Annotated in this window: 12 protein-coding genes; 3 read left to right on the top strand and 9 right to left on the bottom strand. The window is 66.7% G+C overall.

What is annotated here, in order from left to right; all coding sequences use genetic code 11:
* The first annotated feature begins 68 nt into the window (after positions 1-68).
* Positions 69-1,022, top strand: coding sequence for a LysR substrate-binding domain-containing protein (locus BMW75_RS02530; RefSeq protein WP_092576362.1), 954 nt, complete (start codon positions 69-71; stop codon positions 1,020-1,022).
* On the opposite strand, the gene BMW75_RS02535 is transcribed toward BMW75_RS02530, so the two are convergent.
* From BMW75_RS02535 to BMW75_RS02555, 5 genes are read right to left on the bottom strand one after another with little or no spacing between them, the layout of a single operon-like run.
* Positions 922-2,067: a hypothetical protein gene (locus BMW75_RS02535; RefSeq protein ID WP_092576364.1), complete on the bottom strand. Its 1,146-nt coding sequence runs from the start codon at positions 2,065-2,067 to the stop codon at positions 922-924. The genes BMW75_RS02530 and BMW75_RS02535 overlap by 101 nt on opposite strands.
* On the bottom strand, positions 2,064-3,203 hold the full coding sequence (locus tag BMW75_RS02540; RefSeq protein ID WP_092576366.1) for a hypothetical protein: 1,140 nt from the start codon (positions 3,201-3,203) through the stop codon (positions 2,064-2,066). Before BMW75_RS02540 ends, BMW75_RS02535 begins: the two co-directional genes overlap by 4 nt.
* A gap of 15 nt (positions 3,204-3,218) precedes the next feature.
* The gene (locus tag BMW75_RS02545; protein ID WP_092576369.1) at positions 3,219-3,557 is read right to left on the bottom strand and encodes a DMT family transporter; all 339 of its coding nucleotides are present in this window, start codon (positions 3,555-3,557) and stop codon (positions 3,219-3,221) included.
* A gap of 2 nt (positions 3,558-3,559) precedes the next feature.
* Positions 3,560-4,450 carry a decaprenyl-phosphate phosphoribosyltransferase gene (locus BMW75_RS02550; RefSeq protein WP_092576371.1) on the bottom strand — a complete coding sequence of 297 codons (891 nt, stop codon included), beginning with the start codon at positions 4,448-4,450 and terminating at the stop codon, positions 3,560-3,562.
* Positions 4,447-5,070 (bottom strand): HAD-IB family hydrolase, encoded by a 624-nt coding sequence (locus BMW75_RS02555; protein WP_092576373.1) that lies wholly within the window; start codon positions 5,068-5,070, stop codon positions 4,447-4,449. Before BMW75_RS02555 ends, BMW75_RS02550 begins: the two co-directional genes overlap by 4 nt.
* A gap of 395 nt (positions 5,071-5,465) precedes the next feature.
* Here BMW75_RS02555 and BMW75_RS02560 point away from each other — a divergent pair, with 395 nt between their 5' ends.
* Positions 5,466-5,849 (top strand): SecDF P1 head subdomain-containing protein, encoded by a 384-nt coding sequence (locus tag BMW75_RS02560; protein WP_092576376.1) that lies wholly within the window; start codon positions 5,466-5,468, stop codon positions 5,847-5,849.
* A 184-nt stretch (positions 5,850-6,033) separates the two neighbouring features.
* Entirely contained in the window at positions 6,034-8,124 is a 2,091-nt protein-coding gene (locus tag BMW75_RS02565; RefSeq protein WP_092576379.1) for a PhoX family protein, read from the top strand.
* A gap of 175 nt (positions 8,125-8,299) precedes the next feature.
* Here the strand turns inward: BMW75_RS02565 and BMW75_RS02570 are convergent, their stop codons facing one another.
* Genes BMW75_RS02570 through BMW75_RS02585 form a run of 4 tightly spaced genes read right to left on the bottom strand, consistent with a single transcriptional unit; the run spans position 8,300 to position 13,493 of the window.
* Positions 8,300-9,310, bottom strand: a complete 1,011-nt coding sequence (locus BMW75_RS02570; protein ID WP_092576382.1) for a glycosyltransferase family 9 protein — start codon at positions 9,308-9,310, stop codon at positions 8,300-8,302.
* Positions 9,311-9,329: 19 nt separating this feature from the next.
* Complete coding sequence (locus tag BMW75_RS02575; RefSeq protein WP_092576385.1) at positions 9,330-10,538, bottom strand: pectate lyase family protein; 1,209 nt, start codon at positions 10,536-10,538, stop codon at positions 9,330-9,332.
* 11 nt (positions 10,539-10,549) lie between these two features.
* Positions 10,550-12,469 (bottom strand): tetratricopeptide repeat protein, encoded by a 1,920-nt coding sequence (locus tag BMW75_RS02580; protein WP_092576387.1) that lies wholly within the window; start codon positions 12,467-12,469, stop codon positions 10,550-10,552.
* Positions 12,462-13,493, bottom strand: coding sequence for a KpsE/RkpR family capsule polysaccharide export protein (locus BMW75_RS02585; RefSeq protein WP_172805905.1), 1,032 nt, complete (start codon positions 13,491-13,493; stop codon positions 12,462-12,464). The genes BMW75_RS02580 and BMW75_RS02585 overlap by 8 nt, the downstream gene beginning before the upstream one ends.
* Positions 13,494-13,513 lie beyond the last annotated feature (20 nt).

The raw sequence follows: 13,513 nt of genomic DNA on the forward strand, positions 1-13,513 counted from the left end.
GTGAATACTTTTCTTTATATGGCCGCCGCCCCTGGCCGCGGGCGGCCCGCAACCGGACCGCAACGCCCATGAACCTGCGCCAACTTCGCGCCTTCGTGCTGATCGCCGAGCATCGCAGCATCCGCGCCGCAGCGCGCGCGCTTTTCGTCACCCAGCCTGCCGCCACCCGCAGCCTGCGCGAACTGGAGCAAAGCGTGGGCGCCGAACTGGTTCGCCGCAGCGCCAAGGGCGTCGAGCTCACCGCTTACGGCGAGGCGCTGTACAAGCGCGCCGTCCTGATCCTGCAGGAAGCGCGCAAGGCCCAGGAAGAAATCGGCCAGATGCGCGACGGCGAAGGCGGCACCCTCAACCTGGCCATCAGCTCGGCCGCGCTGACCGTGCTGCCTGCCGCCCTGGCGGCGTTTCGCGCGCGCATGCCGCGCGTCGCGGTGGCCTTCAACGAAGTCGCGCCGCCCTACAGCCATGAGCAGTTGGAGTCGGGCCGCTACGATTTCCTGGTCCAGACCGAGTATGACGGCGAGATCGACGACGGCTTTGCACGGACCACCCTGTTCTCGCTGCCCCTGGCGGTGGGTGCGCGCGCGGGCCATCCCTTGCGCGGCGCGCGCAGCCTGGCGGACCTGGGCGACGCGCTATGGCTGCTGCCCGGCAACATCCAGGCGCCCGCCAACCTGCTGCGGCTGGCGTTCGACGCGCACAAGCTGCCGCCGCCGCGCGACGTGATTCCCTGCCAGTCCATCGCCGTGGCGTTGGCGCTCATCTCGGAAAGCGACGCGCTGGGCATCTTCGTGCGCAATCTGTTCGACCACCAGCTGCTGCCCCGCGGGCTGCGCATGGTGCCGCTGGATCACGCGCTTCCCGCGGCACGCGTCTCCATCCTGACGCGCGCCGGCTCGCCGCCCACGCCCGCGGCGCAGTGCTTCATCGATTGCCTGCGCGAGGCGCAGGCGATGCCGCGCCGCGCATCCACGCGGTCAAGGCCATCGCCATCAGCACCAGCAGCGACGGATACAGCATGCTGAGGTTGCGCGCCTCGCCTTCGGCGGCGAACAGCAGGAACAGCGGCACGTTGACCGCCACGGCCACCAGCACGTGCTGGCGCAGCGGCGCGGGAAGGCGGCCCCAGCCGATGACGGCCACGCCCGCGATCATCAGCACCATCACGGCGCTCAGCCCCTTGGGCAGCGCGACGCCATAGGTGCTTTCGGTGCGGAACCAGTTGCCCGGGTCCAGGAAGTACAGCAGGTTCGCCCCCGGCTGGAAGCTCACCGCGCCGCCCGGATTGCCCGCGTAGCGCATGCGCAGCGCCAGGTAGACGCAGCCGCAGACGAACACCAGCGCCGCCACGACGCCGGCCGCGCGGATCCGCGACAGGCTCAGCCGCAGCAAGGGATACAGCGTTGCCACGAAAAAGAAGAATGCCTCCTTGTTCCAGGTCGCCATCGCGGCGACGGCGGCAAGCAGGATCAGCCGCCCGGCCGCGCGCCCCGGGCTGTGCACGGGGATGCGCCACGCCAGCAGGATTGCCCACGCCATGAACAGCACTTCGAAGAAATCGTAGAAGAAGCCGCCTTCGGTCAGGAAGAACGGCAGCAACAACGCCATGACCAACGGCGCCGTCGTGGCGGCCGGCACGCTGGCGCCCGCTTTCAGGCAGATCGACCGCATGGCGGCCATCGCGCCCAGCAGCGCCAGGAAGGTCAGGTAATAGACGAGGTGGTAGCGCAGCGTGACGGGCGCCTGCATCGCCTCGGAGGCCGGATAGCGCATGGCCAGCCCCGAGCGGCTGTTCACGCGCCGCGGGTCCGCCAGCCGCTCGGAAATGCGCGCCACCGAGGCGGGCGGCAGCAGGCCCTGGATGCCATTGGCGAGGGCCGGCGCGAACTGGCGGTACACGTACGGGCGGTCGGCGGTGCCTTGCACCATCGACGCCAGCGAATGGGGAACGTGGCCGTCGTTCAGGCGCCACTTGGTATAGAAACCATGGAAGGCCGCGGCGGCGACCACCCAATACAGCAGGACTAGCAGGAAACGGCGATAGCCCGCGCTATCGAAAAACCGGTTCATCGGACATCCGGGATGACGGCCGGATCCGTCCTGGCGTGCGGCGCCAGCCACTTGTCCAGCGCGAGCGCCAGCAGGCACAGCAAGGACGGATACAGCATGCTCAGGTTGCGCATCTCGCCGGGCGAACAGAACAGCAAGAACAGCGGCAGGTTGATGCACAACGCCACCCGCGCGTGCCCGCGCAGCGCTGGCGGCAGCCGCGCCCATCCGTTGACGGCGATGCCGGCGAAAGCCAGCACGGTCACGATGCCGAAGCCGCGCGGCAGCAGGACGCCGTACGTGCTTTCGGTGCGCAGCCAGTTGCCCGGATCGGCGTAGTAGCGCAGGTTGTCCCACAGCTGGTAGTCAACGGTCGAGCCGGGATTGCCCGCGTAGCGCATCCGCAATGCGAGGTAGACGCTGCCGCAGACCAGGAGCAGCACGGCCACCAGGGCGGCCGACTGCGGGCGGGGCAGGTTCCGCCGCAAGAGCGGGTACAGGGCGGGCGTGAAAAAGAAAAAAGACTCCTTGTTCCAGGTCGCCAGCCCCGCCAACGCCACCAGCCCGGCGAGCCTCATCGGTGTCTGACGCGATCCCCCCAAGGCCAGCAGCACTGCGCTCATCACGAAAAGCAGCTCGACGAAGTCGTAGAAATACCCGCCCTCGGTAAGGAAGAACGGCAACATCAGCGCCAGCACGGCAGGCGCGGCGGTCGAGGCGACCGCCGTGGCGCCGGCCTGCAGGCAGAGCCGCCGCATGACGAAGAGCGACGCCAGCAGGGCGACGAACGTCAGGTAATAGACCAGGTGATAGCGCAAGGTGACAGCGGGGAGCAAGGCCTCGGACCCCGGATAGCGCATCGCCAGCCCCGACCGGCTATTCACGCGCCGCGGCTCGGACAGGCGTTCGGACAAGCGCGCGACGGTGGCCGGCGGCAGCAGCGCCTGGACGCCGTTGGCGAGCGCCGGAATGAACTGGCGATACACGTAGGGGCGGTGGGCGGTGCCTTCCACCATCTGCGACAGGCCCAGGGCGGGATGGCCGTCGTTGAGCCGCCATTTGGTGTAGAAACCGTTCATCACCGCGGCGGCAACCACGACATACGCGCAGCACAGCAAAAACCAGCGGTAGCCTGCGCTATGGAAGAATCGTTTCATGGAGTGCTCGCACGCCTATTTCGAGATGAGAAAGACGCCGATGGCGATGAACGCCGCGCCCGCCATGCGCAGGGCCGTGATGGTCTCGGTGCCCGACACAAGCCCATAGACGAACACCCCCGCGATCGCGAACGCCACCATCAGCGGGTAGGCCAGCGTCAGATCGAGCTGGCGCAACGCCAGCGCGTAAAAGCCGAATCCCAGGCCGTAGGCGCCAATCGCGCCCAGATAGGGCAATGCCTGTGCCAGCAGCGACGGCGCGGCCGCCTGCGCGGAAGCGGCCCCCGCCAGCTTGAGCGCCACGCTGGCCGCCACGCTGCATGCCCCGCTGAGTATCAGCCATACATATGCCATCTTCACGTCCTTACGAGCAAAACCACCACCGCCACCCACACCAGCACCGCAATGCGAATCGGGGTGTCGGCCAAGAGGTCGCGGCCCGGTTCCTCGCCCGATCCGCCCTTGTGCAGCAGGTAGATATAGCGAAAGACGCCGAAGGTCACGATGGGCAGCGTGATGACCAGATGCTGGGTGCCATGCAATGCCGCGGTCTCCGCGTCCACCGTGTACAGGCCGTAGGCCAGCAACGTGGCGCTGGCGGTGATGGCCACCAGGATGTCCAGCAATTGCGGGGAATAGTGCCGCAGCACGGTGCGCGTGCCGCCATTCGCGGCGGGTGCATCGATGGGCGCCGAGGCGAATTCGGCGCGCCGCTTGGCAAAGCCCAGGAACAGCGTCAGCATGAAGCTGCACAGCAGCATCCAGCGCGACGGAATGATGCCGACCGCGTAAGTGCCGCAGGCCAGCCGGATCATGAAGCCGGTGGCAATGCAGAACACGTCGACCAGCACCTTGTGCTTCAGGCTCAGGGTGTACGCAATGTTCAGAAGCAGATAGGCGGCAACGGACAGCGCCACGGGCCACAGCCCGCAGGCGAGCGGCAGGCCCAGCGCCGCGACGGCCAGCACGGCGATCAGCACGCGGGCCGCGGGCAGGCTGACCCTCCCGCTGGCGATGGCGCGAAGCCGCTTCTTGGGATGGACCGCATCGACGGCGCGGTCGTGATAGTCGTTCAGCACGTACACCGCGCTGGACGCCAGGCAAAACGCCACGAAGCCCACGCCCACCGCAAACACCAGCGCCGGGTCCGACCACCTGTGGCTGAATATCAGGCCGATCAGGACAAAGCCGTTCTTCAGCCATTGCTGAGGCCGCAGCAGAGATATCAGGGCATTGATGGCATTCATGGCTTGACCGCCTGGCCGCGATACCACGCATGGCGGGCGGCGTCGATCAGCCACTGGTCGCCGCGGCTGTCGCCATAGGCATGGAGCTCATACCGGTCCGGCTCGCCAAACCGCTCGACCAGCCGCCGCAGCTTTTCGGGACCCCAGCAGTTGGGGCCCTCGAAGCCGCCCGTCAGCCGGCCCTGCGCGTCAACCGCCATGCGCGTGCAGAGGAGGTCGTCAAACCCCAGGTAGCGCGCGACCTCATCCAGGTAGATATCGGGCGACGCGCTGACCAGCACGCAGCGGTCTCCGCGCTGCTGATGCCAGCGCAACCGCTCGATGAGGCCCGGACGCAGCGGGATGGTGTGCACCCATGCGCGCGCGATGTGCGCCAGTTCCGCGCGCGAACGCCCTTGCAGCGCGGCCCGGCACAGCGCCATCTTGGCGTGGTCGTTGCTGCGCAGGCCCAGGGCGAATGCCAGCAATGCGGGCGACGTTCGGACCGTCGACGCGAGCAATCGGACCCAGGACAGATGGGCCAGAAACGGGATAAATGTGTCGCGCTGGGTCAGGGTGCCGTCGAAGTCGAAGGCCGCGATCACGTGGGTGGGGGATGGAATCTGCGGTTGTATAGCCATGCTGCTATCGCGACGGAGCGGGGCCGGGGCCTGGCCGTCACAAACTATGCCGGAAAATGTGCAAACGCCCAAGGCGCGAATGCGAGTTGCGAGACGCGGGCGTGTCCGGATGCAAACCAGACGCAAAGAAAGCCCATGCTTTATGTCAATATTTATTTGGATGTAACAGAAAACACATCCGATGATACTCCGGCTTGCGCCGGGCAAGGCGGCAAGAACCGTGTCATTCCTGCCCCTCTTCTCGCCCTCCTCCGGCCTTGCCCGTGCGCGGTGGCCGGCCGCCTGTGAGCGCGATGCGTTCGGCCATCGACGAACGCATCGCGGCGCGGGGTGCGCCTGGCGGCGCCGCAAGATCGTATAGGATGGAGGCGTCGTCCCACAGAAGGAGCGTTTCCATGCCAACCCTGCGACATTACGCGCTGGCCGCGGCGCTGGCCGTCGCCCTCCCCCTGGCCGCCCACGCCGAATCCGTCGTCCTGCAAGTCGAGCAGGCCACACCGGGCGCCGATCCCCACACCAACGCCCGCGTCGTCGACATCAAGCTCAAGCCGCAAAGCACCCAGGCCCTGGCCGCCTTCACGCGCGAGCGCGTGGGCCAGCGCATCCAGCTTCGCTCGAACGGCATCCTCTTGTCCTCGGCCACCTTGAAGAGCCCGCTGGAAGGCGACAGCCTGCGCATCACGGCGGGCGAGCACGGCTTTGCCGGCAAGTCGGCCGAAGAAATCGCGCAAAGCATCATGAAGGAAGGCGGCTTGACCATGGACGACGAGAACCGATAGCCACGCCCGCAATCCTGGCAGTCCCGGGCTGGCGCCGCGAAAGCGGCGTCAGCCTTTTGTTTGCGGCATCGCGCGCGTGTCGGTCAACCGCCAATTGATTTCAACCATCTGTCATTAACCTTTCATTTCGGACTTCTAGTATTGCTCGTCCCGATCGGGCACAGACCCAAAGCCAGGAGTTCCAATGAGCAAGTCCATCTCCGACAAGACCGTCCGCAACCCCAGCCAGAGCACGCCATTCAGCGAGATCCTGGAAAAGAACATGTCGCGCCGCATGGTGATGCGCGGCGGCCTCGCCGCCGCCTTCGCCACCGTGACCAGCCTCGGCCTTGCCGGCTGTAATGGCAGCGACGACGATGACGACGACGTCGACGGCGGCGGCCAGAACCCCTCGCCCGAAGTGCCCGGCGGCGAGCAGCCCGCCGCGCCGGTCAAGTTGGGATTCGATTCCTTGGCTCCGTCGATGACCGACGCCTGCGTCGTGCCGGCCGGCTACATCGCCCACGTGTTCGCACCGTGGGGCACGCCGTTCAACGACAACGCAAACCCCTGGGATCGCAACGGCAACAACAGCTCGACCGACCTGCTCAATTCCACCGGCATGCACCACGACGGCATGCATTTCTTCCCGATCAACGGCAGCTCCACCGAAGGCCTGCTGGCGGTCAACCACGAATACATCGACCAGCAGGCGCTGCATCCCAACGGTCCCACCACCGTTGCCGGCAAGCGCCCCATCGAAGAAATCCGCAAGGAAATCAACGCGCATGGCGTGGCGATCCTGCATGTGCGCCGCGAGAACGGCCGTTGGAACATCGTCCACAACTCGCGCTACAACCGCCGCTTCACGTCGGCCACGCCCATGAAGCTGGCAGGCCCGGTGGCCGGCACGGACTGGGTCAAGACCCCGTATTCGCCGAACGGCACGATGGTGCGCGGCACCAACAACAACTGCGGCAACGGCTTCACGCCGTGGGGCACCTACGTCACCGCCGAGGAAAACTGGGCCGCCTGCTTCGTGAACACCGGCACCCAGCCCGCGCACCAGGTGCGCGTCGGCGTGCCCGCCACCGCCGGCCGCTACCAATGGGAAACGGGCGCCGCCGATCCGCTGGAGGTCCAGGGCGAGTTCGCGCGCTTCAACGTCACCGAAACCGGCGCGGACTTCACGCAGGACTGGCGCAACGAGGTGAATGGCTTCGGCTATCTGGTCGAGATCGATCCCTACGACGAAAACAGCATCGCCACCAAGCGCACCTCGATGGGCCGCTTCGCGCACGAAGGCTGCGCCTACGGCAAGCCCGAGGCCGGCAAGCCGCTGGCCTTCTACAGCGGCGACGACTCGCGCTTCGAATACATCTACCGCTTCGTCTCGGAAGCCGTGTGGGATCCGAAGGACGCCGAACGCACGGACCGCCTGGCTGTCGGCGCCAAGTACCTGGACAAGGGCACGCTGTACGTCGCGCGCTTCGACGCCGACGGCTCCGGCGAATGGATTGCGCTCACCGGCTCGACCGTGGGCGCAGGCGGCCGCACGCTGGCCGACGAGTTCGGCAGCCAAGAGAACATCATCATCAATACCCGCGGCGCGGCCGATTTCGTGGGCGCCACGCCCATGGACCGCCCGGAATGGACGGCGACGCACCCGACCAACGGCGACATCTACCTCACGCTGACCAACAACTCCAGCCGCAACGCCAGCAAGGGCACGAACCCGGCCAACCCGCGCCTGAACAACGTCAACGGCCACATCGTGCGCTGGCACGACGAGCCGGGCTCGACCAAGTTCAAGTGGGACATCTTCGTGTTCGGCTCGGACGCCGGCGCCGACGCCGACACCAATCGCTCGGGCCTGACCACGCTGAACCAGCTTGCCAGCCCGGACGGCCTGAGCTTCGACGCGCGCGGCATCCTGTGGATCCAGACCGACAACGGTATCGACGGCGGCCGCAACAACAACGTGGCCAAGGCGACCAACGACCAGATGCTGGCCGTGATCCCCGGCGCCCTGTCCGACAGCACCGGCACGGGCCCCGCGATCAATGCGTCCAACCAGGCCGACCTGCGCCGCTTCTTCGTCGGCCCGAACGAAGCCGAAGTCACCGGCTTTGCCTTCACGCCGGACTACACCAGCATCTTCCTGAACATCCAGCACCCGGTGAACTGGCCGGCGTACGACACGGATGATGCGACCCAGGCCACCACGGGCGTCGTGCGCCCGCGTTCGTCGACGGTGGTGATCCAGCGCGCCGACGGCGGTCCGATCGGCGTGTGAAGGCGTGGCGTCCAGGGTGATCCGCCTGCCCTGACCGCGGAATCAGCGCTGCACGCTTCGTGAACCATGCCCCAGGAGGTCGGAGAAGATCCGACTTCCTGGGGCATTCGCATTGATGCGTGTGACCCGGACCGCGAGACACTGTCCGTTGAAGTCCGCTTGCTCAGGCGTTGGGCTAAGCCTGAAGAGGGACCGGGTTGTTCAGCGAGCGATGCGCTGCCTGGGCGACACGGTCACAAGACGATCGTGACTTGGGATCGGCAAGCACTGCCATGCACGCCTCGAGCACACGCGCCGGCGGGATCGAGTTGATGTCCGAGGACCCCGCATCGGGCACGACATCCCGGGTATAGTCGCGCGCCCAGAACCACTCCGGATTGGGTTCGTTGAACACGCCCACGTAGGGCACGCAAAGCCCCTGGCCGATGTGGGACGGACCGCAATCGTTTGCGACGACCAAACGGGCGTCCTGCATCAGCGCCACCAGTTCGGCCACCGACCGACCGCTTTCCAGCCGGAAGTCCGGACGGTTCAGATGTTCCAACCAGGCGCGCTCGGCCGTCTCGGCCGGTCCCAGGACAAACGAGAACACCGAGTCGCCGCCCAGCCGGGTCTGCAGCAGATCGGCCAGCGCGACGTAATGCTCAACCGACCACCGTTTGAACGGTCCCTTGCCGCCTCCCGGAATCATGACGATGTCGGCAGGCTTCACCTTGCCGGCACAGGGCCGCACGATCTCCAGGAAGCACTCGCGCGCGATGGCCTCCGGATCGTGCGGCTGTATCGTCGCCAGCAGCCTCAGGTTCGCCAGCCCGATGTACTCGCGGATGTCCTTGATGTGGGAATGCGTCCAGACGCAATCGCCAATCCTGCGGTTATTGAAGCCCAGCCGCAGCGCGGGCCGACGCAACAGATTGAGCAGCGCAAAGCGTTCGCTGGAATGATGCAGCGTCAGCGATGCGCTGGCGCCTCGGGGGAACGCCCTGACCTGGTCGCTGAATGCGTCGGCGCGGACGAACTGGTCCACCCACGGCAGCCGCGTGTAGAAATCGCCTACGTCGAACCGGGAGACCACGCGCACTTGCTTATCCGGCCACAGTTTCTTGACGAGATAAAGCGCGGGAAACGCCACGATCTGGTCGCCGTATCGCGACTTGCTACGAACGAATACAACGATATCTGCCATGGCTACTTAAATGATGAAATCACGGTGGACAACCGGCGCCAGTCCGCGACTGCGGCAGCGGTGTGTCCCCCGACGTATTGCCCGCGAACTTGCGGATCTTCTCGGCCAGTTCCGGCGTCGCCTTTTCGTAGCCGTAGCAATAAGGCGGCGTCGGGACCGCGTCCGGGCGGTAGTCCTGCAGCACCGGCTTCGCGTCGCCCAGGTACAGGTTGTCCTTCAACCGAAGGAAAGCCTTGTAATCGCGGGTATAGCCGTGCGCGTCCTTGCGCTTTTCGTAGGCGCCGCGGTCGGACTCGCCGTTGTCCAGCGCACTGCGCTGGGGCGCGATGGGGATGTAGCGGCAGTAGTTCACGTTGATGCCCTCTACCGTGGGAAAAAACTCGGGCTCCACGCACTTGCGCTGCGCGTCGTTGTTGAAGATGTTGCCTTCGACCAGGGCCTTGGCCTCCAGGCTGAAGCTCATGCCGTAGAAGTCCCAGTTCTCAACCAGGTTGTTGAACAGGTGGAAGGTGCCGAACTGCGCCCGGGGGTTGCGCTGCACGGTGTTGAAGAAATAGTTGTGGTGCAGCGTCACGCGCGCAATCGCATCGCGCTCGTAGTTGTGAAAGAGGTCCTTGGACGTGATGTTGTTCAGCAGCATGACCTTGTTCGAGTTGTGGAACTTGGTCCACGAGATCGTCACGTCGGTCGATCCGTTCTTCACATTGAGCAGGCGGTCCGACATCCGGGACAGGTCCATATGGTCGACCCACACGTCCCGGCTGCCATTGGCCACGTTCACGGCCTGGGTCAGCCGGTTCAGGCGCCCGTCGATGGTCAGATGCGTCAGGATGACGTTCTTAACGCCATACACGCCCAGGCCATCGTCGATCAATGCCACCCGCTTGCCGCGCCCGTCGATCGTCGTGTTCGAAGGCACGCGCAACTGCGATTCCAGCACGATGGTCATGTCGGACGCGAAGCGGATCCACGTCGGCCCCTTCTTGGCCTGCTTCAGGGCGGCACGCAGCGTGCCCGGTCCCGAGTCCTGGTCCGAGGTCACCTCGATGAATCTGCCGCCCAGCCCGCCCGTGGCCTTGGCGCCGTAGCCTTCGCGCTGTTGCAGCAGCTCGGACACGAAGGGGCATTGCTCCGTCGGCGCGCCGCACCGCTCGTCCGCGACGGCGGCGCTGCCATATAGCGCGACCAGCGCCGCCAGCCAGGCCATCACTTTCTTTCGTGCAAGCATCCCGCGTGCTCCTATTCTTGCGCGGTCGGGTCCGCGGCCGTCACATGGCGCCAGATACCCCCGCTCAGGCGCAGGTTCTCCGGCGGACCGGCCAGGTGGTTGCGCAGGTGTTCGAAGTACGCCTTCTGCCAGCGCAGCGCGTACGCCTGCGCGTCCTCGCCCGGATTGGCGGCCGGCAGCATTTCCAGCGTGTAGGCCACCTGGCCGTTTTCCCAACGCGGCGCATAGAACACCGAGGGCACGTTCATCCGATGGGCCAGATGGGCCGCGAAGCCCGAATAGGTCACCTCCTGCCCTTCGAAGGTCGTGCGCGGCGCGGCGGGATTCGCCGCGCCATCGATGGCAAGGCACAGCACAAAGCCCGAATTGATTGCCCGCATGCACGACTTGGCGACCTGCGCCTCGGTCTGGTCGGCGGTGGAAATCAGCGCCTCGGCATAGCTGCTGCGGGCGATGCTGGGCGCCGATGCCAGCCAGCGAGACGGGATGCCGACCAGTTCCAGCGCCATCAGCCCGGCGTACATCGGACCAACATGCGCCGTGGCGACCACGACGCCGCGCCCCGCCGCCAGCAGCGGCGCAAAGAAGCGCTCGCCGGTGTCCAGTTCGCCCAGCATTTCCATCGCTTCCTCGACCCGCTCCTCGCGGCATTCCAGCCAGTCGAAGAGCAGATGGTCGATCAGGTGGCCCCAGCGCGCGCGGTGTTCCCAGGTGGCGCGGTCGATGGACGTGTCGCCACGCATCGACCAGGCCCAGTCCAGGCGCGCCTTCGGGATCGGCGCGGAATCAAGCTGTTCTTCCATGCGCGCCAGGGCTTCCTGGAACGTCTCGGGCAACTTCGCGCCGCGCTTGGCGACGTACTGCAGGAACATCGCCTCGGCCTCTTCCTTGCGGCCCGCCTGCGACAGCGCGCCAATGGCGGACCGCTGCCACAGCAGGTTGTCGGGCGACTTTTCCAGCAGCTTCATCATCTGGTCGGCCGCCTCGTCGTAACGCAGGGTGTAGCGCAGCGCGCGGGCGTACAGGCCGCGTGTCTGCTCCAGGTCGGGCGCCAATTCGATGGCGCGCTCCAGCGGCGCCACCGATTCCTTGTAGCGGCCGGCGCGCAGCAGGGTTTCGCCATGGAGCGTCAGCAGCCGCACGTCGTCCGGCGCCGCCTGCAGACCGGCTTCGAAATGCGCCAGCGCGTGCGTCTTGCGGTCTTCTTCCGTGCCGCGCCGCAGGTGTGCCAACCCCAGCGACGAACGCAGCGCCGCGCAATCGTGGCCCGCGCGCAGCGCACCGTCGCCCAGGCGGATCGCCGCGGCGGTGCGGCCGTCGGCCAGCAGGGCGCGCACGGCCATCGTCGCCACCCGTTCATTAGGCAGCTTGTCCGGATCCAGCGCCGCTGCGATGCCGGACGCCTCGGCGACGTCGCCATTGCGCACGAAGGCCATCAACCAGGCATACGCGTCCTCGGGCGCGCTCTGCGCGAGCGGCAGGGTCGTGCGGGCGACTTCTGCCGCCTGGTCCACGCGGCCCGCCTGCACGCGCAATTGGATGCGCGCGGCATGCAGCGCCGTATTGCCGGGTTCGATGCCGGCGGCGGCGTCGGCTTCGGCAATGGCCCTGTCCCACTGCTCCAGGCGGCCCAGCAGGCTGGCCAGCAGGCGTCGGTCGTCAGCGCGCGTGGGATGCGCGGCGATCAGCGTCTCCAGCGCGGCGACGGCGGGCACCAGCCTGCCCTCTTTCACGTAGGGCGAAACCAGCAGCCGCCGAACCTCGCGCCACCCGTCCCTGGCCTGCCGCAGCGCGGGATCCAGCGCCGCCATGTCGCGTTCGGGCTGGGCCGAGGCCCGGATCTGTCCAATCACATCCCGCAGGCGCGCGGTGGCGTCCTGCGGCTCGGCGCCGGCGTCGACCCGGCGGCTTTCGATAGCGGTATCAACCATGACGCAGACCCCTCAACAATGCCATCGCCACCCGAGCGATGAACATGAGCACAAAACCCAGCGCCAGCGCCTGCAGCAGCAGGATGCCCGCGCGCGGGCTGCTGGGCCGGTCCGTGGGTACCGGTTGCGCGATGATGGACAGATAGCGCTGCAGGCGCAGCGCGTCCGTCATCGCCTGCTGGTAGGACTGCTGCGCGAGCGTCAGGTTCGAATCCGCGAACACCTGGGCATTGCGCAGCGCTTCGTATTCCTTGAGCTGCTTCGCTTCCGTATTGCCATCGCCGCTCAGGCGCTGGCGCACGGACGCGAGCCGCTTTTTCAGCGCCGCCACCTGCATCTGGGCCGGCTTGAGCATGAAGTGGTCCTTGTTGTTCAGGGCCCGGATCTTGTCCAGGTTGATCTGCGCGCTGCTCAGCTCGCCTTCCAGCTGGCTGGACAGGTTGAGCAGCATGGACACCGTCGCGCTCGGGTCGATGTTGCCGTGCTTCGTGCGCCACGTCGTCAGGGCGTCCCGCGCCGCCAGCGCCTTCTCCTCGGCAAACTTGACCGACTCCTCGCTTACCTTCAGCTTGTCGGCCACGCCCTTCTCGTTCATCGAGCTGACGAACTGCTCGGCCAGGCCGATCAGTTCCTTGGACAGCGTGGCCGCGTCTTCCGACGAGAACGCGCTGACCCGCAGCACGTCGATCTGCTCCAGCGCGTTGAACGACACGTGCACCGACGCCTGATAGGCGCGATACAGGTCGTCTTCGCTGGAATCCTCGGCCAGGCGGTTGAACGGATCCAGTCCGTCGTTCGTCAGATAGCGGCGCAGGCCGACTTTCCTGTCCAGTTGCTGCATGCTGTCGCGCGACTTCAGGAAGTCAGCCACGGCCCACCCGTCCACGAATCCGCCGAGCATGCCGCCCGAGTTGCCCGTCGTGAGCAGGCTGGCCGCCGCGCCGCCGCCGCCCTGCTGGCCGGACGCCGACTGCACGAAGAACCGCGACTCGGCCTCATAGCGCGGCGTGGCGACAAAGGACAGATAGATCAGCGCCAGCACCA

Origin of the sequence: Achromobacter sp. NFACC18-2 (assembly GCF_900108985.1) — a bacterium.
Taxonomy (GTDB): Bacteria; Pseudomonadota; Gammaproteobacteria; order Burkholderiales; family Burkholderiaceae_B; genus Achromobacter.

Bases quoted from the DNA above. Each gene is read 5' to 3' on its own strand.
- BMW75_RS02530 (WP_092576362.1), top strand. From the start codon at position 69: ATGAACCTGCGCCAACTTCGCGCCTTCGTGCTGATCGCCGAGCATCGC.
- BMW75_RS02535 (WP_092576364.1), bottom strand. From the start codon at position 2,067: ATGAACCGGTTTTTCGATAGCGCGGGCTATCGCCGTTTCCTGCTAGTC.
- BMW75_RS02540 (WP_092576366.1), bottom strand. From the start codon at position 3,203: ATGAAACGATTCTTCCATAGCGCAGGCTACCGCTGGTTTTTGCTGTGC.
- BMW75_RS02545 (WP_092576369.1), bottom strand. From the start codon at position 3,557: ATGGCATATGTATGGCTGATACTCAGCGGGGCATGCAGCGTGGCGGCC.
- BMW75_RS02550 (WP_092576371.1), bottom strand. From the start codon at position 4,450: ATGAATGCCATCAATGCCCTGATATCTCTGCTGCGGCCTCAGCAATGG.
- BMW75_RS02555 (WP_092576373.1), bottom strand. From the start codon at position 5,070: ATGGCTATACAACCGCAGATTCCATCCCCCACCCACGTGATCGCGGCC.
- BMW75_RS02560 (WP_092576376.1), top strand. From the start codon at position 5,466: ATGCCAACCCTGCGACATTACGCGCTGGCCGCGGCGCTGGCCGTCGCC.
- BMW75_RS02565 (WP_092576379.1), top strand. From the start codon at position 6,034: ATGAGCAAGTCCATCTCCGACAAGACCGTCCGCAACCCCAGCCAGAGC.
- BMW75_RS02570 (WP_092576382.1), bottom strand. From the start codon at position 9,310: ATGGCAGATATCGTTGTATTCGTTCGTAGCAAGTCGCGATACGGCGAC.
- BMW75_RS02575 (WP_092576385.1), bottom strand. From the start codon at position 10,538: ATGCTTGCACGAAAGAAAGTGATGGCCTGGCTGGCGGCGCTGGTCGCG.
- BMW75_RS02580 (WP_092576387.1), bottom strand. From the start codon at position 12,469: ATGGTTGATACCGCTATCGAAAGCCGCCGGGTCGACGCCGGCGCCGAG.